This is a genomic window from Streptacidiphilus sp. MAP12-33 (genome assembly GCF_041261265.1).
Lineage (GTDB): Bacteria > Actinomycetota > Actinomycetes > Streptomycetales > Streptomycetaceae > Streptacidiphilus.
In genome coordinates this window covers 1-22,343 of record NZ_JBGCCA010000063.1, presented here as the reverse complement: position 1 = coordinate 22,343, position 22,343 = coordinate 1, and the positions used below count along the sequence as shown (strand labels likewise).

The window sequence follows — 22,343 nt, the reverse complement described above, 5'->3', positions numbered from 1 at the left end:
ACGGCGTCGAAGGCCTCGGCGCAGTCGCCGCCCTGCAGCAAGAACGCCTCACCGCGCGCGACAGCCCCAAGCCGGGCGCGCAGCTGGTCGCACTCGCCGGCAAAGACCAGCGGCGGATAGGAAGCGAGGTCCGCAAGCACCTTGCGCAGAGCCTCGGAATCCGGCCATTCAGGCTGCTGCGCCGCGGGAAGGGACAGCCAGGAGCGGCCGTCGTCGGGGAGCGGGCGCTCCAGGGTCTCCAGATTCTCCAAAGTCACCGTCACGTCAGCGAGGCTGTCACCGGCCCTGTCCCCGTGTCGAGGAACGAGAGCTGAACGCGGCGTGGACCCTGAGACGTCCCCTCGTCCTCCCGGCCTACGGCCGTCGTCCGCGGTGATGACGTGCGGTCAGAAGTTACCTCTGGCGACGGACGCAGGGCATCCGGGCGCCGCAGGAGTCTTGAGGGGACGGCGCGGCAGCCGGCCGATCGAGGTCCTGCTCGCCGCCGGCCGAGGCTGACAAATCCGCCATGAGCACGTCAGTCTCGGAAGTGGCCCGCCGTCCGGGCCGTCACCCGCACCCCCGCTGAGGAGAAGACCATGCACGTCCGCCCCGCCCGCGCCGCCGGTCCGTCCGCCGCCCGCCCGCACGCCGTCCGCCGCGCCGCCTGCGGCACGGCCGCCGTGGCACTGGCCCTGCTCGGCCTGGTCGGCTGTGCGCGCTTCTCCTCGGCCCAGAACGCGCCCGCCGGCACGACCGAGAGCGTGCCGGCCGCCCCCGGCCAACCCGGGCAGCCCAACGCCACCGCGGACGCCGACACGGCGGTCCTGGCCGCCTACCGCGGCTACTGGAACAGCGCCGTCAGCGCCTGGACCCAGGGCAGCCTCACCGACGTCCCGCTCGGCCGCTACGCCACCGGCCCGGCCGACTCCGCCGTCCGCTCGGCGCTGCAGACCTACCAGGCCGACGGTGTGGTGACCCACGGTCAGCCGCTGCTGGACCCTTCGGTGACCGCCCTGAACCTGTCGGCCAGCCCCTACACCGCCACCATCACCGACTGCGTCGACGAGACCGGCTTCTACAAGGTCCACAAGTCCACCGGCGTCCGTGTCGCCGGTGCCCCCACGGGCCACCACCCGGCCGTCTACCAGGCCCGCTACGACGGCGGCTGGGTCATCGTCAGCGGCTCCGTGGACCCGGCCCGCGCCTGCTGACGCCGGCGCGGTTCCCCGGGTTCCAAGGCCCCTGTGTTCGGTACTGACCGAACCCGGTTCCGTCATCCAGGGAGGCGGGTCTAATGTTTTCCACATCGGGCCGGACAGCTCCGGGAGAAAATCCCGAAACGACTCCACCGCCCCGATCCCAGGAATGACCACCGGAATTCCCCGGAACACCCCCGAAGAAATGGGAGGACGGCCATGAAGAAGTACGCCAAGCCGACGGCTCAGAAGCAGGTGGACACCAACACCGCGCTCATTTCCATGACCTGATTCCCCGGCATGGGGCGCACCTTCTCCCCTGGGAGGTGCGCCCCATGCGTTTTTCCGGTCCCGAGCACGTCCCACGGCTGAAGGAACCCACATGTGCGGCATCGCCGGCACCGCCCGACTCGACGGGCGCGACCTCGGTCCCGAGACCGACGCCCTCCTGAACGAGCTCGCCGACATCCTGCACCACCGGGGGCCCGACGACCGCGAGGTGCTCCGGCTCGGCCCGGTGGGCCTGGCCTTCACCCGGCTCTCCCTGGTCGACCCCGAGCACGGTGGGCAGCCCCTCACCAGCCACGACGGCTCCCTGGTACTGATCGCCAACGGCGAGGTCTACAACCACAGGGAGCTCGCCGCACAGCTTCCCCCCGGCGAGCGGCCGAAGACCGGCTCGGACTGCGAGATCCTGCTGCACCTCTACCGCCGCCACGGCCTGGACTTCCTGCGCGAGGTGCGCGGGATGTTCGCGGTCATCCTCTTCGACCGGGCCAACGGCCAGTTGATCCTGGCCCGCGACCGATTCGGGATCAAGCCGCTCTACTACCACCGCGACCGTGAGCGGATCACCCTGTCATCGGAGATCAAGGGCCTTTTCGCCGACCCGCGCACCCCTCGCGGATTCGACTGGGAAAAGGCACTCTCGGCGGCGCTGGTCGCCGCGTCCCCGCGTTTTTCCGAGCCCGGGGTCCGCACCTGGTTCGAGGGAATCGAGACGGTTCCCGCGGCGACCGTCGTGCGGATCGACCTCGCCACCGGGAAGACGGTCTCGCACCGCTACTGGGAAATCCCCGACGAGTTCGAGGAATCCACCACCGCCGAGGAGTTCGTCGAGCGCTACCGCGCCGTCCTGACCGACTCCGTGCGCGAGTGCGCCACCGCCGACACCGAGCTCGGCCTCTTCCTGTCCGGCGGCATCGACTCCTCCGCCGTGCTGGCCCTGGCCGCGCCGCACCTGGACGGCATCCACACCTTCACCGCGCTCAGCGGCGGCACCCACGAGAACGGCGACGCCGAGAACGCGGCCTTCATCGCCGGGAAGCTGGGCGTTCCCAACCACCAGGTCCTCTTCTCGGGCGACCACACCCCGACGCCCGAGGAGTGGGTGCGCCTGCTGTGGCTCTCCGAGCACCCCATGACGGGTCCGGAGGTCTACTACAAGCACGAGATGCACCGCTTCGCCCGCCAGGAACGCCCCGAGCTGCGCGGCATGCTGCTCGGTGCCGCCAGCGACGAGTTCAACGGCGGCTACTCCCGCGGCGTGTACGGAGGCGAGGACTGGGGCGCCTTCCTGGCCGGGCTGCACTACATGCACCGCGCCACCGAGCTCGACCGCCGCCCCGGCCTCGGCCGCTGGTGGTCCGACGGCGGCTCGTTCATCTCCGAACGCGCGCTCGCCGGCACGCCGGCCGGCGACGTCGACCTGTTCCGGCGGTACTTCGAGTCCGAGTACGTCAAGACGCAGCAGTACAACGTCTGGCACGAGGACCGCACCGCCGCCGGCAGCGGCATCGAGGCCCGCGTCCCCTTCCTGGACCACCGCCTCGTCGAGATCGCCGCCGTCATCCCGCCCCGGCTGCGCCCACGGCTGCTGTGGGACAAGCGGATCCTGCGCGAGGCCGTGGCCCCCCATCTGCCGCGGCGGATCGCCGAACGCCCCAAGGGCCCGTTCTTCTACGGCTCCGGCACCCGCCACGCCTACCGCATGCTGGTGCGGCTGTTGCGGGCGAACGACCACGAGCTGATCGAGCGCGCCCTGGCCGCTCCCGACGCCGACCTGTTCCTCGACGCCGACACGATCCGCCGCACCCTGGCCGGCTTCGGGGAGGGCGACACCGACGACCCGGCCGTCGAACTGCTCATGCGGGTCGTCAACATGGGCCTGCTGGCCGACCTCGCCGCCAAGCCGCCGCGCCTGGCGGACCTCTCGCCCGGCCCGGTCGGCCTCGCGCTGGGCCGTGAGGAGAACCAGGCGCCCTCCCCGGAGCTGTTCGCCTGCGCCCCCCGCTGGAACCCCGGGGACACCGCCGCGCTCGCCGCCGAGGCCGTGCTGCTGACCGACGCCGAGCAGTCCGCCTGGTTCCTGATCAGCGCCGGCCACATCGAGTACGTCTTCGACGACGACACCCCGGTCCTGTCCGTGCTGCGCCGCCTCGACGGTGCCACCACCCTCGACAGCGCCGCCACGAGCGCCGGCTACCGGCTCGACGACGTCCGCGAGGACCTCGACGAGCTCTTCGCCGGCGAGCTCCTGACGATCGCTTCGTGACCCGGGGACGGTGCCGGCATGTACGAACGCCTCGCCCTCGAGCAGCTCGTCCCCGGTGACGTGTCCGCGCGGCCGCCGGCCGCGCGCTACTCGGGCCGCTTCGAACGCTGGGAGCAGCTGGCGAGCGTGCGGCGCCGGCCACGCCGGCTGCTGGCGGCCGACAGCGAGCTCTACTTCCCGCCGGAACTGCATCCCGTGGTCGGGCACCCGCTCGTGGCCGCCCGAGGCGAGCAGGTCGTGCGCACGCTGCTGCTCTACCGGCTCTACGACTACCTGAACTTCACGGTGGAGCTGGAGAGCCTCGCGGTGATCCCGGTCGCCACCGCGGTCGCGCGCGGGAAGTCCGGTCTGCACCTGCCGGAGCAGATGCGCGCCGACGCCTTCAAGATCGTCACCGACGAGGCCTGGCACGCCCAGTTCTCCTACGACTTCGCCTGCCAGGTCGAGGTCGTCAGCGGCGTCTCCTCCCGCGACTCGCCGACGCCGCCCGCCTTCGCCCGGCGCCTGGACGAGCTGCGCGAGGTGCTGCCGCCGGAGCTGCGGGGCCTGGAGTCGCTGCTGTTCGCCATCGTCAGCGAGACGCTGATCTCCGGCATCCTGTCCGACATCCCGCGCGACACCCGCCTGGCCCAGCCGGTGCGGGACCTGGTCCGCGACCACGCCGAGGACGAGGGCCGCCACCACATCTACTTCCGCTCGGTCCTCAAGCACCTGTGGCCCGCCCTGACGGCCCGTGAGCGCTCCGCCGTGGGCCCCCACATCCCGGCCGCCATCTTCTCCTTCCTGGAGCCGGACTACGCCCAGCTGGCCGTCCGTCTCGCCTCGGTCGGACTCACCGCGGCCGAGACCGAGCAGGTCATCGCCGAGTCCTGCCCCGCCGAGGAGCTCAGCCGCTCCGTCGCCCAGGCGGCCAGCCCCGCCGTGCGCTACTTCGCCGAGATCGGCGCCCTGGACGAGGACCGCACCCGTGACGCGTTCGCCGGCGCCGGACTCCACCCGCCGCTCGACGCCGCCGCCCGCACCGCCAGGAACGCCCGGCCCGCCCCGGCCGAGCCCACCGACCACCGCACCGAGCCCCGCACCCGTCACCGTGACCACGCCGAGGAGAACGAGTCCCGTGAATGCGCCTGAGGCCGCGGCCAGGGCCCGCGCCGCCGCCATGTTCCGCCGCTACTGGTTCGCCACCAGCGTCAGCGGCGCCGGATCGGCCGTCACCGTGATCGCGCTGCCGCTGGTCGCCGTGTTCAAGCTGGGTGCTTCCGTCGCCCAGGTCGCCCTGCTCGCGGCGGGCGGCCAGATCGGCTGGCTGCTGCTGGGACTGCCGGCCGGCGTCATCGTCCAGCGGTTCCCGCTGCGCCGCCTGCAGGTGGCGATGGACCTGGCCCGCCTGGCGGCCATCGGCTCCGTCCCGCTGGTGTGGTGGCTCGGCCGGCTCAGCTACCCCTACCTGCTCGCCGCGGCCGTCGTGGTCAGCCTGTCCACGGTCCTGTTCGACATCGGCAGTGCCACGTTCCTGCCGGCGATCGTCGACAAGGAGGAGCTGAACGCCCGCAACAGCCTCATGTCCGGCACCCTCGCGGTGACGCAGACCGGTGGTCCCTCGCTCGGCGGCGCCCTGGTCCAGCTGCTGGGGCCGGTCGCCGCGCTGCTGGCGGACGCGCTCAGCTACCTGGTCTCCGCGCTCACCCTGGGGTCCCTGCCGGAGGCCCCGCGGGCCGAGGTCCCCGCCGGCCCCAGGCCCGGCCTGTTCGCGCAGATCCGCGAGGGCTGGACCTTCGTCGTGCGGCACCCCGTCATGCTGCCGTGCATGCTGTGGGCCACCGCCACCAACTTCGTCTGCGGTGCGCTGACCGGTCTCACTCCCGTCTACCTGGTACGCCAGGCCCATGTTCCGGCCGGGCTGATCGGTGTCCTGGTCGCCGCCGAGGGCGTCGGCGCGCTGCTCGGCTCGATGGCCGCGCCGCGCCTGGCCGCCCGCGTCGGGACCGCCCGCGCCCTGCTGCTGGCGGGCTTCGGGGGCGGGCTGCTGGCTCTGCTCGCCCCGCTCACCACCGGGCTCGGTGACGCCTGGTGCTTCGCGCTCGGCAACGCGGGCTTCGCCGCCGGCGTGGTCGTGGGCAGCATCGTCACCCGCACCCACCGCCAGACGCAGACCCCGCGGGAGCTGCTGTCGCGGGTCATGGCCACGGTGCGGTTCGTCTCCTGGGGCGCCGCGCCGATCGGCGCCGCCCTCAGCGGCGTGCTGGCCACCGCCGTCGGCCTGCGGCCCGCCTTCTGGGCCGTCTGCGCCGCCGCGCTGGCGGGCCCGCTGATCCTCGCCGCCGGCCCGGTCCGCGCCCGCCGCGACCTCGCCGACCCCGAGCCCGCCGGGCAGCCGGCGCAGCGGACCGCGGCGGTTGAACAGTCCAAGGCCGTGCCCGCCGAACAACCATTGGCGGCCTGAGGGCGTTGCGTCATCATCAGGTGCGTCCGGACGCCCACCAGGTGGGATGTCCCCTCCCCCGAAGCGAGGCTGACGACGCATGAAACAGAGCACCCTGCTGATGCCCGCGGACCTGCACGCGTACATGCTCGCGCACAGCGCCCCGGTCGACCCGATCCAGCAGCGCATCGCCGAACGCACCGAGCAGTTCGCCGACGTCGCCCACTGGCGCACCGCGCCCGAGCAGAGCGCGTTCCTGACCCTGCTGGTGCGGCTGGCCGGGGCCCGTGACGCGATCGAGGTCGGCACGTTCACCGGCATGTCGGCCCTCGCCATCGCCCGCGGGCTCGGCGAGGGCGGCAGCCTGATCTGCTGCGACATCAGCGACCAGTGGACGCCCATCGCCAGCGAGGCATGGCGGGCCGCGGGCGTCGAGGACCGCATCGACCTGCGCATCGCCCCCGCCCTTGCGACGCTGCGCGCCCTGCCGTCCGGCCCCTCGTTCGACTTCGCCTTCGTCGACGCCGAGAAGACCGGCTACCGGGACTACTACGAGGAACTGCTGGGGCGGCTGCGTCCGGGCGGCCTGCTGGTCTTCGACAACGTCTTCCGCAGCGGCCGCGTCCTTGACCCGACCAACGAGGTCGACCACGCCGTCATCGACTTCAACGCCGCCCTGGCCAAGGACGACCGCGTCGACGTCGTCATGGTCCCGATGGCGGACGGCATGTCGCTGGTCCGCAAGCGGTGAACGGCCGCGGCCGCGGGCGCCGACGGCGCCCGCGGCCGGCTCGCCGCCCCGCCCGCCTCAGCGGTGCAGCACCGCCGCGAGAGCCTTCGCCAGCTGCGCCGCCGCCTGCGCGGCGTCGGCCACCGGCTCGTCCTGACGCCAGGCGATGAAGCCGTCGGGACGCACCAGCAGGCAGCCCTCCTCGTCCAGGTCGTCGTTGACGCGCTGCCAGGCGCCGTAGGCGTCGCGCGCCCCCTCCGCGTCGATCCGCACCACGCGCAGCGGCACGCCGAGCTCCCGCTCGCACCGTTCCGCCGCCGTCTCCCACGCGTGGCCCGCGAGCCCGGTCAGCACCGTGAACCGGCCACCGCCCACCAGGTCCAGGGTGGAGATCCGGTGCCCGCGGCCGTCCACGAGCCACACGTGCGGGACCTTCGCGCCCGGCCGTGCGCAGGGTTGCGCGTACAGCTCCGGATCGCGCGCCCACTCCCGCTCCTCCGCACCCGGCTCCTCGAGCACCGCGGCCGAGCGGTAGCGCTGGTTCAGCTCCACCCCGTGCGCGCTGAACTCGTAGTGCTTGAACTGCATCGCCTGCGCCAGCTCCCGCCGCGCCCTGGCACCTGCCCGGTCGGCGGCGCGGGCCAGGCGCAGGCCGGCGCCCGGATCGGCGCTCGCCAGCCCGTCGCCGAGGCCGAGGGCACGGAACAGCGGCACGAACTCCGCCGTGCTGCGGTTGGCCCGGCTCACGACCTGCTCGCCCACCGGCGCCCGCTCGGCCGAGTAGGTGTCCAGCAGGCCCGGTCCGGCCTGGCCGTGTAGCACCGCGGCCAGTTTCCAGGCCAGGTTGTGGGCGTCCTGGATCGAGGTGTTCGAGCCGAGGCCGTTGGACGGCGGATGCCGGTGCACCGCGTCGCCCGCGCAGAAGACCCGTCCGGCGCAGTAGCGGGTCGCGTGGCGCTGGTTGACGGTCCACAGCGAGGTCGACTCGATCTCCACCTCGATCCGGTCGTCGCCCAGCATCCGGTGCACGATGCGCCGCGCCTCGCCCTCGTCCAGCACCGGCTCGGGGCCGTCGATGTCGTAGCCCCACACGGCCATCCAGGTGTGCCAGGGGCGCACCATCCGCAGCGCCCCCATGCCGATCCCGCCGATGCCCTCACCCGGACGCACCACCCAGTACAGGACGCCCGGCCGGTGCTCCACCAGCGGGCCCAGGTCGGCGCGGAAGACGATGTTCATGCTGCCGCCCCTGCCCTCCTCACCCCGGAACGGCAGGCCCACCTGTTCGGCGACACGGCTGCGCCCGCCGTCCGCACCCACCAGGTAGCGGCTGCGCACCTGGAACTCGTCGCCGCGCAGCCGGTCCCGCAGCACGCTGGTGACGCCGTGCTCGTCCTGGGTCAGTCCCAGGAACTCGGTGTCGAACCGCACCGCCGCGCCGCGCCGGGCGGCGTGGCCCACCAGCAGCGGCTCCAGGTAGGGCTGCGGCAGGTCGATCACCGTGCACGGGCTCGCGGCGGCGTACTCGCTCAGCCGCTCGTCCTCGGTGCCCCAGGTGCGGATCCGGGCGATCTCCTCGCCCACCAGACTGGTGCAGAAGACGCTCTCGCCCAGCAGTTGCTGCGGCGTGCCGAGCGCCTCCGCCTCGGCCTGCAGGCCGAGGTCGCGCAGGACCTCCATGGTGCGCTGGTTGGTGATGTGGGCGCGCGGGGTGTCCGCCACCCAGCCGTGCTTGCTGACCATCGTGGTGCGCACCCCGTAGGTGGCCAGCAGCACGGCGGCCGCGCCTCCGGCCGGCCCGCTGCCGACCACCAGCACGTCGGTGTCGAAGTCGTCGTCCGCTGTCGGTGCCATCGCAACTCCTCGAACTCGAACAGGTCAGTGCCCCAGGTGCTCCAGCAGCGCGAACCCGCCGCGGTCGAGCTGGTAGAAGACCTGGCCGCCCAGGCGCTGACGCCAGATCAGTCCGGCGTCGGCCAGGACCGACAGGTGCTGCGAGACGGTGGACTTGGCCAGCCCGAGCGCGCCGGCCACCATCGTGGTCGTCTTGGGGATCTCCAGGGACCGCAGCACCTGGGCGCGCCCCAGCCCCAGCACCAGGCCGAGCCGGTCCCGGCGCTCCCGGGCGGGCTCGCGCGCCGGGGGCGCCTGCAGGAAGCCCACCGCCCGCGCCTGGTACGCCATCGCCACCACCCCCTCGTGCGCCGTGGTGAACAACCGCAGTCCGCCGGTGAACACGGTCGGGACCAGCAGCAGCCGCTGCCCCTGCAAGGACAGCTGCAGATCGCGCCGGTAGGGGGCGGTCAGGGTCGGGCCCGACCAGTCGACCCGGCCGCCCAGCTCGCCCAGCATCGCGTCCGGCCCGACGGTCGCCAGCGTCCGGCCGCGGAACAGCACCTCCTCCTCCAGGCAGGTCCGGATCGCCGTCCAGTGCGGGGCCAGCGCCCACTCCCAGTACTGCTCCAGCAGCTCCATGCAGTGCAGCGCCTCCGCCGAGTCCACGCCCTGCTCGCGCAGGTGCGCCAGCTCGGCGCCGAGCGTGGCGCGCCGCGCGTCCGGCAGGTGCACGAAGCTCTGCGGGAAGACCCTGCGGGTGGGCCGGTTCATCTCCGCCATCAGGCCGCGCAGCACCTCCGGCGGCATCGTGCGGCGCACGGTCCGCGCCCAGCGGGTGTACGGCGAGGGCACCTCGCCGCGGTAGCGCGCCAGCAGCGCGATGCTGGCGACGGTCTCCCACAGCGGGCTGAACGCCAGCCGCACGGTGTTCAGGCTCTCCTCGTCCAGGGTGAGGTGGATCATCGTGGCCGCGTCCCCGGGCGCGGCGCGGTCAGCATGTGACCACCCCGAGCGCCACCAGGTCGGCGACGAAGTCGCCGACGTCGACCAGCGCCTCCTCGGGCGCGATGCCGTACTCGCGGGCCACCTCCTCGGCGATGGACCGCAGCGAACGCGAGCCGTCGGCCCGCGTGTAGATCAGCTCGGCGACGTCCGACAGCGCCAGTGACTGCGGCCCGACCCCGAGCAGCAGTTCCCCCCTGACCCGCCGGATCCGCACCCCGAGGCAGCGCCGGGGCGTGGCCGTCGGGTCCAGGACCGCCGGGGCCGTCATGTCGTCTCCACCCGCATCGAGATCTCCTGGCAGATCGTCAGCACGTCCTTGATCCAGCGCTCGGGCGCGTCCGGGTCGTAGTCCCGCATCGTCTCCAGCGCCCAGTACTGCTCGAAGCGCAGGAACGGCGGCGCGATCGCGCGCAGGCGGTTCGGACGCCACTTGGGCATGTGGCTGCCGTACTCGCCCTCCGCCTCCAGCAGCGCGTCCACGGCGTGGCCGAACGCCCGCCGCGCCGAGATGGTGGCGCTCTCCGGGTTGCCGGACTCCAGCTGACCGAGCGCGTCCTCGACGGCGTCGTCGGCCAGCCCGAGCGAGCGCACCACCACGAAGGAGCGGAACGCGGACGCGGCCAGCCTGCCGCGGGCCGACTCGATCCACTGCGGGCCCAGCAGCGGCAGGCACGTCGCCAGCCGCCCGAGCGAAACCTCCTCACGCGGCGTCAGCACCTCGCCGGCGAAGCCCCGCTCGTACTCCTCCCAGGCGACCTTGGCCAGCAGCTGGTCGAACTGGCTCTCCAGCCAGTACGTCACCTCCCAGCGGCGGCCCTGTTCGTAGAAGGTCTCGCTGTGCGTCTGCGGCGGGTTCAGCGGCATCGGGATCCGGTTGCTGGTCTCGGTCTGCCACACCGACCCGGTCACCAGATAGATGTCGTAGTCGCTGCGCGCGTTCGTCCACCCGCGGGCCGCCGAACCGACCAGGAAACCCGCCAGGCAGTCCGCCGGAACCAGCCCGCGGCGGCGCAGCGGCGCGAGCCAGTCCTCGGGATCCGTGCGTTGCTGCTCCATACCTGCCCCCGCTCCTCGTCGACACCCAGGCACAGCCGCATACTCCTCGCCGCCATCAGCCGTGTCACCGCTCGTTCAACTGGTGCCAACCCGCAGTTGAACAGGGAAAACACCGTCCGTTGATGGCCCGTTCGCGCCTGGGTCATAGTGGCGGCGCGCCGCAGCGGACGGCTCGGCCAGGGTGCGCCGCCACGGCGCGGGAGGAGGTGCTCGCCACCATGTCACTCGTCCTGGACGCCGATCCCGCCCTCGACACCGGCCACCTGGGGGAGCTGCTCGCCGGCGCCCTCGAACCGGACCAGATCCAGGCCCTGCCCACAGGCCCGCGCCAGACCCCCACCGCGGGCGGCGCGCTGTGGGGCCGCGCCGCCGCGGCGCTGACTCCCCGTTCCGTCGAGCAGGTCCGCGCCGTGCTGCGCGCGTTGTACCGCCGCGACGGCGCGGGTGTTCATCTCCACCCGGTCAGTACCGGCCGCAACTGGGGCTTCGGCGGCGCCGAGCCCGTGGCGGACGGCGCTGTGTTGCTGCGCCTTCACCGCTTGCGCATGATCCGGCTGCTGGACCTGCGCAGCGGCGTCGCGGTCGTCGAACCCGGTGTCTCCCAGGGCGAGCTGGCGCGTGTGGTCGCGGGCTCCGACTGGATGCTCAACGTCACGGCCTCCGCCGCGGGAACCAGCGTGGTCGGCAACGCCCTGGACCGCGGTGTGGGCCTGCGGCGGCAGCGCACCGGGGACCTGCTCGGCCTGGAGGTGGCCCTCGCGGACGGTTCGCTGGTGCACGTGGGCCGGTTCCCGCGGGCCGGGCTCGCGAACGCGCCCTACCCGCACCAGGTCGGGCCGGGGCTGGCGCAGTTGTTCGTGCAGTCCGGGTTCGGCGTGGTCACCGCCGCGGCGGTGCGGCTGGTGCCGCGCCCGGCCGTGCAGCAGGTGCTGCGGCTCTCGTTCCCGGCGTCACGGCTGGCCGACGCGGTCGACTTCGTCGGGTGGGCCGCCCGCAACCGGATGACGACGGGCGTCGTCAAGATCTTCAACGCGGGTGCGGCCGCCACCTACGGCGGTGTCGCACCGGCCGGCTACCACGCCTACCTCTGCGTCGCCGGTGTTCCCGCTCTCGTGGAGGCCACCCTCACCGAGCTGGGGCGTGCCGCGGCGGCCAAGGGGATCGGTGAGGGGCGCCGCCGGTTCGGTCCCGGCGATCCCGGCACGACCGTGGCGGAGGAGGCCACGCTGCGGGCCTACGCCGGGGATCCGAGCGCGAACGACGCCATGGTCGCCCACGTCTTCGGCGCGTCCGTCGAGGCGGCGGACGCCGAGGGAACGCAGGGACTGCTGTTCTTCACCCCGGTCCTGCCCGCCGTCGCGGGTGCGGTGACCGCGGCGGTGGAGCTGCTGGACACCATCCGCGGTGACGCCGGCCCGGGAGTGAGCGTCGGTCACACCGTGAACGTGCTGCCCGGGTCCTGGGTCGACCTGGTCGTCGCGATCCGGTTCCGGCGCGAGGCCGCGGCCGCCGCGCGGGCCCGGACGCTCCTGGACGAGCTGCACGTCCGCTTCGCCGCGGCGGGCTTCCCCCCGTACCGCCTGGACGTGGACCACATGGACACCGCCGCCGCGCTGCGCGGCGAGCCGGGCGTGGAGGAACTGCTGCGGCGGCTGGGCGGCGTGCTGGACCCGAACGCGACCTTGTCCAGGGGGCGCTATGCCGTCGGCCGCTGACTTCCCCCGCCACCTGGTCTCGGTGACCGACCTGACGCCCGCACAGGTGTCCCGGTTGCTCGAGCGTGCGCAGGCGCTGCGCGCGACCCCCCGGTCCTCGGCGCGGACGCTGCTGGACGGCGCCGTGGTGGCGACGTTGTTCTTCCAGCCCAGTACCCGGACCCGGCTGGGCTTCGAGGCCGCCGCGCTGCGCCTGGGCGCGCGGGTGACCGGTTTCGCCGACCCGAGCACGAGCCGTTCGGTGGAGTGGATCGGGGAGTCGCTGGAGGACACCGTCCAGGTGGTGTCGGAGCTGTCCGACGCGGTGGTGCTGCGCCACTTCGTCGCCGGCGCGGGTGTGCGGGCCGCGAGAGTGGCGGCGTGCCCGGTCGTCAACGGCGGCGACGGATCCAACGAGCACCCCACGCAGGCGCTCAGTGACGTGTGGACGCTGTGGCGTCATCTCGGCGGCGTGGCGGGCGCGGTCGTCGCCGTCGTGGGCGACCCCGGCACGCGGGTGCTGCGTTCCCTGGTGCTGCTGCTGGCACGGTCGGGTGTGGGCCGGCTGCTGTTCCTGGTCCCGCCCGGTGTGCCGTTGCTTCCGCCACCGGCGGCGGGCATCGTCCACCACGCCCTGCCGGCCGACCTCGAGGCGGCGCTCGCGGCGTACGCGGTGCCGTACGAGTTCCGCGGGAGCGTCGAGGAGCTTCTCGTGGAGGCCGACGCGGTGGAGATGATGCCGATCGACATCCCGTCCCTGGAGGCGGACCCGCGCTCACTGACCGAGGCGGCGCAGGTGACGCCCGAGCAGTACCGGATCACCGCCGCGAAGATCCGCGCGACGCGTTCGCGGGCACTGGTGCTGCACCCCGGCCCGCGCAAGGACGAACTGCACCCGGACGTGGACCAGCTGGCCCAGGGCCTGTACTTCACCCAGGTCCGCGATTCCCTGTACCTGCGCATGGCGGTGCTGGACCTGCTGGCCGGCCCCCGGTTGCGGCAGGAGGTGGCGGCATGAGCGCCCTGGCCCTGCACGCGAGTGGTACGGCGCCGGTGGGCTTCGACGAGCTGATGCGCAACGTCCGCGCGCTGGCCCCGCAGCTCGCCGCCCGCGGCGAGGAGATCGAGCAGGTGCGCCGGCTCCCCGCGGACGTGGTGGAGCAACTGCGGGCCGCCGGGGTCTTCCGGGCGGCGTTCCCACAGGCCCAGGGCGGGCCGGGGCTGACGTCGATGCAGCAGATCGAGCTGGTCGAGGAGCTGGCGGCGGCGGACGCCGCCGTCGGCTGGTGCGCGATGATCGGCATGGACTCCGGCATCTACGCCGGCTACCTGCCGCCCACCGGCGCGCAGCGGCTCTACCCCCACCCGGACCTGGTCACCGCCGGCTGGGTGGCGCCGGTCGGACGCGCGCTCGAGGTCGAGGGGGGCTACCTCGTCGACGGCCACTGGCGGTTCGGCAGCGGCTGCACCCACGCGGACGTCATCGCCGGCGGCTGCACCGTGCACCGCGACGGTGCGCCGCTGCGCGACACCGAAGGACGCCCGGTGGTGCGGATGGTGCTGGCGCCGGCCGCCTGCTTCGAGGTCGAGGACACCTGGCACACCACCGGCCTGGCCGGCACCGGCAGCTGCGACTACCGCGCGAAGGGCCTGTTCGTGCCGGCGGACCAGACGTTCTCCTTCGAGCAGCCCTGGCGCGACGAGCCTTTGTACCGGCGCTGCGACGCGATCGTGCGCAAGATGCCGGGCGTGCCGCTCGGTGTGGCGCGCACGGCCATCGACTTCACTCTCGCGCTGGCCGAACACCGCGAGGACGGTCCGGGGCAGCCCTGGCGGTCCTCGGCGCGGGTGCAGACCGTCCTGGCCGAGTGCGTGATGCGGCGCGCGGCCGCCCGCGCGGCGGTCTACGCGTCCGTCGAGGCGCTGTGGCGGCGGATGGAGGCCGGCCAGGAGCCGACGCCGCGCGAACGCGCGGAGGCCGCGCTGGCGCGCTACGACGCGTTCCGCACCGCACGGCGCATCGTGGCCGAGCTGTACGACCTGGTGGGCACACAGGCCACGTTCCGCGCGCGGACCCCGCTGGAGCGGGCGCTGCGCGACCTGACCACGGCGTGCCAGCACGTCGTGGGCCAGCACCGGGTTCTGGAGTGGTCGGGACAGTTGCTGCTGGGAGGCGAGACGGATGCCGCGTTCGTTTGAGCACGTGCCGGAGCACACCCTGCCGCCCTCGGCGGCCGGCGGGGATGGCCGTCTGGAGACCGTGGCGCGTCTGCTGCGCCCGGCGGAGCGGCCGGTCGTGGAGGACTTCCCGCCCACCCCGACGGGCTGGGCGCAGACCGTCGGGCTGTCCTGGCCGGACGCCGGCGACCGCTGCGTGGTCCGCCTGATCGCGCAGGACGGCCCGGTGGACGAGGACGCCGCCGAGGCGGTCCGGGTGGAGTTCGCCGCCGCGCGGCTGCTCGGGGACGCCGGGATCGCACCCCGGGTCCGCTGCGCCCTGCAGGGATCGGGGGTGCTGGTCATGGACCGCGTCGACGGCACGCCCGCCCGCCCCGCGTCCCGCCCGCAGGCCCTGTCGCTGGCCCGGCTGCTGGCCCGGCTGCACCGCCTGGAGTGGCCGGAGCCGGCCCGCCTGTACGCCGCCAAGCAGCGCGTCGCGAACCGTCAGGTACGCCGCCGCAGCGCGGTGTGGCCGGCGCTGGGTCACTACCGGCAGGCGCTGGCCTGCTACGACGCGCTGCGCGGTGCGCTGGGCGCGCTGGCTGTCGCGCCGGTGCTGTGCCACAACGACCTCAACCCCGGGAACATCCTCTTCGACGCCGGGCGGGCGTGGCTGGTCGACTTCGACCACGTCGGCCCCGGCGACCCGCTGTTCGACGTCGCGACCGTCCTGCGGTCCCTCGCGCTCGGCCCGGGCCTCGCGGAGGAGTTCCTGGGCACCTATCTGGACCGCTCGCCCACCGCGGCCGAGCGTGACCGGCTGGTGCTGCTGGACGCGCTGGTCCTGCTCCGCTACGGGCTCAGCGCCCTGTCGCTGGTGCCGGAACAAGACCTGGGGGCCGCGGCCGAGACCGATCCCGGCGAGGCGTTCGTGTTCGAGCGCCGCGCCGGTGAGCCGCTCGGGCGTTCGGTGCTGCGGCTGAGCCTGGGCTTCACCGCCGCGGGCCTGGCCCGCGCCCAGGGCCCGGAGCTGGCGGGCGCGACGCGGCGGCTGGGTGTGGCGGCCGCCCTCGGTGCGGGTGTGGAGCGAGCACTGGACGAGGTGGTCGGTCATGTGGCCGCAGTTCGCGGGTGATCTGCCCGCACACCTCGCCGGCCTGGTCGCGGCGGTGCGGCCCACGGACGTGCTGGTCGTGGCCGGCGGTGGCGCCGGTGCGCGTGCCGCCGCAGCCGCGCCGTTGGAGCTGCTGCTGATCGGCCCCGGGCCCGGCGCTCCCGGTGGGGCGGCGGCCGATGTGGCCGGCTCGGGCCGGGGAGAGTTCGCGCTCGCGTCCGGCGAACGGGCCCGGGTGCGGTTCGTCCCCTCCGCGCGCCTGACCTCACTGGCCCAGGCGCCGCGCCGTACCGTGCTCGCCTTCGACGTCCCCTCGATGGGCGCCGAACTGCCGCCGCTGCCCTACCGCGACCGTCTGCTGCTGCACGAGCTGCGCACGGGTGTGGTGCTGGCGGGGGCCACGCAGGCCCAGGTCCTGCGCGAGACGCTGTGCCTGGACCGGCTGCCGGAGGTCCTGGCCGCCCTCCACCTGCGCCGGGTGACGGACCGCCACCACGAGCTGGTGTCCCTGCTGGCCGCCGGTGACACCGCGGCCGCCGCGTGGGTGCTGCGCGAGCTGGCCACCCAGCTGCTGCCCGCGGTCCTGGCCGCGGCCGGCGAGAGCGACCCCTGCCGCTGGCGCCAGCCGGGCCTGCTGGCTGCGGCCCGGGACCGGATCGGCGCGCCACGCGCGGCGGTGCTCGGGCGGCTGCTGGCGGCCGGGACCGACACCACCGCCGCTTCCAAGATCACCGCCGCGCTGGAACAGGCCCAGGCCCTGGCCGCCTGGGTGCGAGAACGCCTGCCCGCCGTCACCGCCCTGGCCCCGCCCCCACCCGTGCCGCGCCAGGCCCCCGGCCCGGTCCCGGCCACCCACGCCGCCTGACCCCGCACCACCCCCTGACCCCGCACCACCCTCCCCGACACCAACGACAAACCCCACGCGCCCACGAAGGAGTCCGTGATGCCTGCCATCGAGTTCATCGGGTACAGCCGCGAGGAAGCGGTCACCCGGATGGAGCGCTACATCCCGCTCTTCGCCCATCTGGAGTGGGCCGACGACTTCATCTTCCAGATCGAGGCCGACAACAAGGTCATCGGCCTGAACCGGATCGAGCAGCCGCTCGTGCGCGTCCGCTCGCGCTTCCCCGAGCGGATCGAGATCACCCGCGAGATCCTGCGCGACCACGAGGACGTGGAGAGCTTCGTCATCGACTTCCGCCCCCGCCGCGTCGCGGCCGGCGCAGCGTCCGACACCGCAGAGCAGGGGTGAACCGGCCGTGCTGATCTGCGGGATCAAGACGACCCACGACGGCGGCGTGGCACTGATCGACGACGGCCGGCTGGTGTTCTCGGTGGAGATGGAAAAGCTCCGCAACAACGAGCGCTACGCCAAGATCAAGGACTTCGAGATCGTCTTCGAGCTGCTGGCCCAGTACGGCTACCAGCCAAGGGACGTGGACCACTTCGTCGTCGACGGCTGGTACAAGACCCACAAGCTGCAGAAGTGGTTCGGGCAGGACTTCGAGGCGCAACTGGCCCCCTACCGCCGCGGACTGCTCGGCGAGGACCTGCTGCAGCCCTGGCAGTTCCAGGTGCAGGACCTGCCCTACCTCAGCTTCACCCACTACGCGGGCCACGTCGCCTCCGGATACTGCGCCAGCCCCTTCGCCCGGGCCGGCCAGGACTCCTACGTGCTGGCCTGGGACGGGTGGATGTTCCCGTTCCTCTACCACGTCGACGGCGCCACCCGCCAGGTGACCAGCCACGGCCCGCTGTTCCCGATGATCGGCGACTCCTACCTCCAGCTCGGCCAGCTCTTCGAGCCGTTCGACGCCCCGATCGAGTACCCGCACGTCCTGGGCCTGGCCGGCAAGATCATGGCCTATGTGGCCCTGGGCACCGCCGACCCGGCGGCCGTCGCCCACATCCGCGCGGTCATCGCCGACTCCTTCACCCAGGTGCTGGCCGGCCGCACCCCCGACGACCGCTTCCACCAGGTCGGCAACGGCGTGGAGATCCTGCGCCGCGTCAAGGAACGCATCGCCCTCGACGACGTCGCCCCCCAGGACATGCTCGCCTCCATCCACCAGGCCTTCCAGGAACTGCTGGTCGAAGGCGTCCGCACGGCCACCGCCGGCGCGCCCGGCGCACGCAACCTGGTCGTCGTCGGCGGCTGCGGCCTGAACATCAAGTGGAACAGCGCGCTGCGCGACAGCGGCGTGTTCGAGCAGGTGTGGGTGCCGCCGTTCCCCAACGACTCCGGCAGCGCGATCGGCACCGCCTGCGCCGCCATGATGACCCAGCAGGAACGTTCCGTGCTGGACTGGGACGTCTACAGCGGCCCGGCACTGGTCGACTCCGGTGTCCTGCCCGGCTGGACGCAGACCCCGTGCACGCCCACCGAGCTGGCCCGGATCCTCCACGAGGGCGACGAGCCGGTGGTGTTCCTGTCCGGCCGCGCCGAGATCGGGCCACGGGCGCTGGGCCACCGCAGCATCCTCGCGCCCGCCGTGTCGCTGAAGACCAAGGACGTCCTCAACGAGGTCAAGGACCGCGAGTGGTACCGGCCCGTCGCACCGGTGTGCCTGCAGGACCGGGCCCCGGACGTCTTCGAACCGGGCACCCCCGACCCGTACATGCTCTTCGAGCACACCGTCCGCCCCCAGTGGGCCGACAAGGTCCCCGCCGTGCGCCACCTGGACGGGACCGCCCGCCTGCAGACCGTCGCCGCCGACCAGGACCCGGTCCTGTTCGAGCTGCTGACCGCCTACGAGCACCTCAGCGGCGTCCCGGTCCTGTGCAACACCAGCGCCAACTTCCACGGCTCCGGCTTCTTCCCCGACGTCCGCTCCGCGATGCAGTGGGGCCGGATCCGGCTGATCTGGTCCGACGGCGTCCTGCACACCCGCCAGGAGTCGCCATGACCTCCCTCATCGCCACCGTCGGGCCCAGCCTGACCGCGCCCGGCGTGCTGGACCAGGCCCTTGCCGCCGGAGTGGGCGGCCTGCGGCTGTCCGCGTCGAAGTTCGACGCCGCCCAGCTGGCCGGCCAACTCCGCACGATCCGCCAGGCACTGCAGCGCACCGGTCGCCACGCCGATGTGCTGCTGGACCTGCCCGGCGCCAAGACCCGGCTGGCCAACGACGACTGGCTCGACCTGGACGGCATCACGCAGCTGCGGATCGACTTCACCCCCGCCCCCGTCCACCGCGACGGCCAACAGGCGCGGGTCGGCGTCACCGGACCGGGCCTGGGCCCGGTCCAGCCCGGCGACGTGCTGGTCTTCGGCGACGGCGAGGACGCGGCCCGCGTCGTGCAGGTCACCGCCGGCCACCTGGTCGCCCAGCCCCTCACTCGTGGTGCGGTGGGACGTCGTAAGGGCGTTGCCGTTCTGGGGCGCCCCGCCCTCGCCCGTTCCCTGGCCGGTGGCGAGCGCGAACTGGTGACCGAACTGGCGCCGCTCGGCTTGACCGGCGTGATTGTTTCGTTTGTTGAGGACGCGGACGTCCTCAACCAGGTCCGTGCCTGGCTTCCCGCCCAGCTGGCGCTGGTCGCGAAGGTTGAGACCCGTGCCGGGATCGTCAACAGCGATGCGATTCTGCCCGCCGCTGACGCTTTGCTGCTGGGACGCGGCGACCTGCTGTTGGACGCCGGCGAGACGGATTTCTACGACCTGGGCAAAACCCTGCTGAAGAAGGCCCAGCAGGCCGGCTGTCCGGTCGTGGTCGGTACCCAACTGCTTTCCAGCCTCTCCCAGGGCTGGCTGCCCAACCGCTCCGAACTGGCTTACCTGTCCCACCTGCTGGAAAAGGGTGTCGACGGGCTGATGCTCGCGGCGGAGACCACTGTGGGGGAACGCCCGGTCCGCGCGGTGCAACTGGCGGCCGAACTTGCCGCCCGCTACGGGACCACCCCTCTGGGTCCGTTGTTCCCGGTTCTTGCGGCGGCCGGCCGATGACGTCCATCGTGGCCACCCTCGGCCCGGCCCTGGACACCCCGGGTCTGCTGGCGGGCATGGTCGACGCGGGCGCGAACGTGCTGCGCCTGCCCGCCTCCAAGACGCCCGTCGCGGCGCTGATCGCCCGGGCCCGCGAACTGCGTGCCCAGCCCTGGGCCGCGGGTCTGCGGCTGTGGCTGGACCTGCCGGGCGCCAAGACCCGCCTGGGCAACGACACGATGCTGCCCCTCGCCGGCCTGGACCACCTCTGGCTGACCACCCCCGGTGCCACCGGAACCCCTGCCGGGGTGGGCGGACCGGTCATCGCCCTGAACGGTGCCGACCTCCTTGGCCGCGCCCGGCCGGGCGACGTCCTCCTGGTCGGCGACGGCGAGGACGCGCTCCGGGTGACCTGCACCGGCCCGGGCTGGGCCCAGGTCACCCCGCTGACCCGCGGGGTGCTGGGCATCCGGCGCGGCCTGGTTCTGCCGGGTGCGTTGCCCGGTGCGGGCGAGCTCACCGCTGACGATGAGGCGGGCCTGGCCGACGCCGCCCGCGCCGGCGTCTTCGACGCGGTCGTGGTTTCCTTCGCCCAGTCCGCCGCCCAGATCACCCGCGCCCGTACGCTGATGCGGGCTGCCACTCACGGCACCACCCCCTTGCCGCAGTTGTTTGCGAAGATCGAGACGCTTGAGGGGGCGCGGCATACCACGGCTATTGCCTCTGTTGCTGACGGGGTCCTGCTGGGGCGTGGTGACTTGCTGCTCGATGCCGGCCCGTTGGAGTTCCACGCGGCGGTCCGGGCGGTTTTGGAGGGTTGTCGGCGTGCCGGTTGCCCGGTTGTGGTTGGTACCCAGTTGCTTACCAGCGCGGGTCGGGGCTGGCTCCCGCATCGTTCGGAACTGGCCACGGTTTGCGATTTGCTGGAGCAGGGGGTGGACGGGTTGATGTTGGCCGAGGAGACCGCGGCGGGCCCGGACCCGGTGGCCGTTGTCGAACTGGCCGTATCCCTGCGTAACCGCTACGCCCCCACCGGGGCAGCGTCCCGGGCTGGGATCCCGGCTGCGACTCCGGCTGGGGCTGCCGTCCCGGTTGCCGTTCCGGTTGTTGCTCCGGTTGCTGCTGTGCGAGCGGTTCCTGGCATGGCTGTGCCGGCCGCCGAGACGACGGCTGTGCGAGCGGTCCCGGTGGCCGTCGCCCGGATCGGGGTACGGTCGTGAGCCGCCGCCAGTTGCTGCCGGCGTTCTGCCCGGCCCTCGCCGATGCGGCGGACCGTGCCCTGGCCGACCCCTACCGGTCACGGCGGCGTCTTGCCGCGGCTGCCTGCGGGAGCGGCGAGGCGGGCGAGGTGGTGGTCGCCGGCTGGGTCTACGACCCGGAGCTGACCCGAACGCTGCTGGTGCGTCATCCCCGTTTCGGCTGGCTGAGTCCGGGCGGTCGCCTGTGGGCGGGGGAGGAGCCCTTGGCCGGAGCGCTGCGCGAGGTGACGGAGGAGACAGGCCTGACTGTCACCCCGGTACCGGCCACTGGCACCACCGCCACCGGCACCGGCACCGGCACCGGCACCACCAGCGTTACTGCCACCACTGGAACTACTGGCATCACGGTGGCCGGTACGGTTTCCGGCAGGGTGAGGGCCGGGACGGTAGTTCCTGGCCCGGTTTCGGGCATCGTGGCGGCTGTGGTGCTGGGGCCGGCCACGCCGGGCGCCACCGAACGCGCTTATGGCCTGGCCTACGCTTTCACCGCCGATCCGGCCGCTCCGGTACGCGCGGAACAGGGCCAGCCTGCCCGCTGGTTCGCACTCGACGCCGTTCCCCGGTGTGCTGCCTTCCCCCTGGACCATCTGGCGCTGCGCCGGCACGCCGAACTACTGCGCGCCACATGGACCACGGCATGAGCCGCCTTCTGGTGCCCGGCGTTGTCATCGAGGGCCTCGAGTACAGCGGCAAGACCACCCTGGCCCGCCACCTCGCCCGGGCCCTGGCCGACCGTGGCCTGGCCGCCCGGCCCTCGCACGCCGTCCTGTGCCAGGGGGTGCCACTGCTTGCCGCCATGATGACGACAGCCCTCGCGGTCTTCGACGACGGTCCGGGCCCGGCGCCCACGCCGCGGGCCTGGCGCACCTTCAACACCGTCCGCTCCGCGCAACTGCTCACCGACGCTCACCTCTACGCCGCCCAGGACGATGCCCGCCTGCTGCGTCCACTGGTGGTCCAGGATCGGTATTGGCTTACCCAACGGTCCTTCAACGACTTGTTCACCCCCCGCAGTGGCCTGCTCGACGACGCCTGGGTGTCCGCTTCCGCCCCCGCCTTCACCACCCAGGTCTACCTGACCTGCCGCACCGCGACCCGCGCCCGGCGCGCCGCCCGCCGCGACAGCGGCGCTCCGCCCAAGCACGGCCTCAACCTGTTCCTGCGCCAGAGTCCGGACACCGTCGCCGCCCTGGACGCGCTCACCTTGGACCGGGTCGGCGCTGACCCGGCCTGGCTGGTCCTGGACACCGACACCGCCACCCCCGACGACCTCGCCCGCACGGTCCTGCACCAGCTGCTGCCGCGGTTGTCCGAGCCCCCACGGGTGGTCGGGTTGGGGTGGATGTGATGATTGCCGGCCCGTCTCCGTCTCCGTCTCTGCCCGCTTCTGCTTCTGCTTCTGCTTCTGCTTCTGCT

Annotated in this window: 21 protein-coding genes; 16 read left to right on the top strand and 5 right to left on the bottom strand. The window is 73.3% G+C overall.

The window, feature by feature from the left end:
• Positions 1-233: 3-deoxy-7-phosphoheptulonate synthase (locus ABH931_RS38620; RefSeq protein WP_370124483.1), on the bottom strand; the 233-nt coding region annotated here is incomplete at its 3' end.
• A gap of 345 nt (positions 234-578) precedes the next feature.
• Between ABH931_RS38620 and ABH931_RS38615 the strand changes: the two genes are divergently transcribed.
• From ABH931_RS38615 to ABH931_RS38595, 5 genes are all read left to right on the top strand, one after another.
• Positions 579-1,193: a hypothetical protein gene (locus ABH931_RS38615; protein WP_370124481.1), complete on the top strand. Its 615-nt coding sequence runs from the start codon at positions 579-581 to the stop codon at positions 1,191-1,193.
• A 367-nt stretch (positions 1,194-1,560) separates the two neighbouring features.
• Entirely contained in the window at positions 1,561-3,732 is a 2,172-nt protein-coding gene (gene asnB / locus ABH931_RS38610; RefSeq protein ID WP_370124479.1) for an asparagine synthase (glutamine-hydrolyzing), read from the top strand.
• Positions 3,733-3,750: 18 nt separating this feature from the next.
• The gene (locus ABH931_RS38605) at positions 3,751-4,863 is read left to right on the top strand and encodes a diiron oxygenase (RefSeq protein ID WP_370124477.1); all 1,113 of its coding nucleotides are present in this window, start codon (positions 3,751-3,753) and stop codon (positions 4,861-4,863) included.
• On the top strand, positions 4,850-6,175 hold the full coding sequence (locus ABH931_RS38600) for an MFS transporter (protein WP_370124475.1): 1,326 nt from the start codon (positions 4,850-4,852) through the stop codon (positions 6,173-6,175). The genes ABH931_RS38605 and ABH931_RS38600 overlap by 14 nt, the downstream gene beginning before the upstream one ends.
• Positions 6,176-6,254: 79 nt before the next feature.
• Positions 6,255-6,905, top strand: a complete 651-nt coding sequence (locus ABH931_RS38595) for an O-methyltransferase (protein ID WP_370124473.1) — start codon at positions 6,255-6,257, stop codon at positions 6,903-6,905.
• Positions 6,906-6,962: 57 nt separating this feature from the next.
• Here ABH931_RS38595 and ABH931_RS38590 read toward each other — a convergent pair whose 3' ends face one another.
• The 4 genes from ABH931_RS38590 to ABH931_RS38575 are packed head-to-tail and all read right to left on the bottom strand — an operon-like array spanning position 6,963 to position 10,781.
• Positions 6,963-8,738 (bottom strand): FAD-dependent oxidoreductase, encoded by a 1,776-nt coding sequence (locus ABH931_RS38590; protein WP_370124471.1) that lies wholly within the window; start codon positions 8,736-8,738, stop codon positions 6,963-6,965.
• A gap of 24 nt (positions 8,739-8,762) precedes the next feature.
• Positions 8,763-9,683: an ArsR/SmtB family transcription factor gene (locus tag ABH931_RS38585; RefSeq protein ID WP_370124469.1), complete on the bottom strand. Its 921-nt coding sequence runs from the start codon at positions 9,681-9,683 to the stop codon at positions 8,763-8,765.
• A gap of 28 nt (positions 9,684-9,711) precedes the next feature.
• Entirely contained in the window at positions 9,712-9,993 is a 282-nt protein-coding gene (locus ABH931_RS38580) for a PqqD family protein (protein ID WP_370124467.1), read from the bottom strand.
• Entirely contained in the window at positions 9,990-10,781 is a 792-nt protein-coding gene (locus ABH931_RS38575; protein ID WP_370124465.1) for a hypothetical protein, read from the bottom strand. Before ABH931_RS38575 ends, ABH931_RS38580 begins: the two co-directional genes overlap by 4 nt.
• Before the next feature lie 218 nt (positions 10,782-10,999).
• Between ABH931_RS38575 and ABH931_RS38570 the strand changes: the two genes are divergently transcribed.
• From ABH931_RS38570 to ABH931_RS38520, 11 genes are all read left to right on the top strand, one after another.
• On the top strand, positions 11,000-12,496 hold the full coding sequence (locus tag ABH931_RS38570) for an FAD-binding oxidoreductase (protein WP_370124463.1): 1,497 nt from the start codon (positions 11,000-11,002) through the stop codon (positions 12,494-12,496).
• Positions 12,480-13,493 carry a hypothetical protein gene (locus ABH931_RS38565; RefSeq protein WP_370124461.1) on the top strand — a complete coding sequence of 338 codons (1,014 nt, stop codon included), beginning with the start codon at positions 12,480-12,482 and terminating at the stop codon, positions 13,491-13,493. The genes ABH931_RS38570 and ABH931_RS38565 overlap by 17 nt, the downstream gene beginning before the upstream one ends.
• The gene (locus ABH931_RS38560; RefSeq protein ID WP_370124459.1) at positions 13,490-14,674 is read left to right on the top strand and encodes an acyl-CoA dehydrogenase family protein; all 1,185 of its coding nucleotides are present in this window, start codon (positions 13,490-13,492) and stop codon (positions 14,672-14,674) included. Before ABH931_RS38565 ends, ABH931_RS38560 begins: the two co-directional genes overlap by 4 nt.
• Positions 14,658-15,770: a phosphotransferase gene (locus ABH931_RS38555; protein ID WP_370124457.1), complete on the top strand. Its 1,113-nt coding sequence runs from the start codon at positions 14,658-14,660 to the stop codon at positions 15,768-15,770. The genes ABH931_RS38560 and ABH931_RS38555 overlap by 17 nt, the downstream gene beginning before the upstream one ends.
• The gene (locus ABH931_RS38550; RefSeq protein WP_370124455.1) at positions 15,748-16,614 is read left to right on the top strand and encodes a hypothetical protein; all 867 of its coding nucleotides are present in this window, start codon (positions 15,748-15,750) and stop codon (positions 16,612-16,614) included. Before ABH931_RS38555 ends, ABH931_RS38550 begins: the two co-directional genes overlap by 23 nt.
• A gap of 78 nt (positions 16,615-16,692) precedes the next feature.
• The gene (locus ABH931_RS38545; protein ID WP_370124453.1) at positions 16,693-17,001 is read left to right on the top strand and encodes a hypothetical protein; all 309 of its coding nucleotides are present in this window, start codon (positions 16,693-16,695) and stop codon (positions 16,999-17,001) included.
• Positions 17,002-17,008: 7 nt separating this feature from the next.
• On the top strand, positions 17,009-18,655 hold the full coding sequence (locus ABH931_RS38540; protein ID WP_370124451.1) for a carbamoyltransferase N-terminal domain-containing protein: 1,647 nt from the start codon (positions 17,009-17,011) through the stop codon (positions 18,653-18,655).
• Positions 18,652-19,689 carry a pyruvate kinase gene (locus tag ABH931_RS38535; protein WP_370124449.1) on the top strand — a complete coding sequence of 346 codons (1,038 nt, stop codon included), beginning with the start codon at positions 18,652-18,654 and terminating at the stop codon, positions 19,687-19,689. Before ABH931_RS38540 ends, ABH931_RS38535 begins: the two co-directional genes overlap by 4 nt.
• Positions 19,686-20,888 (top strand): pyruvate kinase, encoded by a 1,203-nt coding sequence (locus tag ABH931_RS38530; RefSeq protein WP_370124447.1) that lies wholly within the window; start codon positions 19,686-19,688, stop codon positions 20,886-20,888. Before ABH931_RS38535 ends, ABH931_RS38530 begins: the two co-directional genes overlap by 4 nt.
• Positions 20,885-21,568, top strand: coding sequence for an NUDIX domain-containing protein (locus ABH931_RS38525; RefSeq protein WP_370124445.1), 684 nt, complete (start codon positions 20,885-20,887; stop codon positions 21,566-21,568). The genes ABH931_RS38530 and ABH931_RS38525 overlap by 4 nt, the downstream gene beginning before the upstream one ends.
• Positions 21,565-22,275: a hypothetical protein gene (locus tag ABH931_RS38520; protein WP_370124443.1), complete on the top strand. Its 711-nt coding sequence runs from the start codon at positions 21,565-21,567 to the stop codon at positions 22,273-22,275. The genes ABH931_RS38525 and ABH931_RS38520 overlap by 4 nt, the downstream gene beginning before the upstream one ends.
• Positions 22,276-22,343 lie beyond the last annotated feature (68 nt).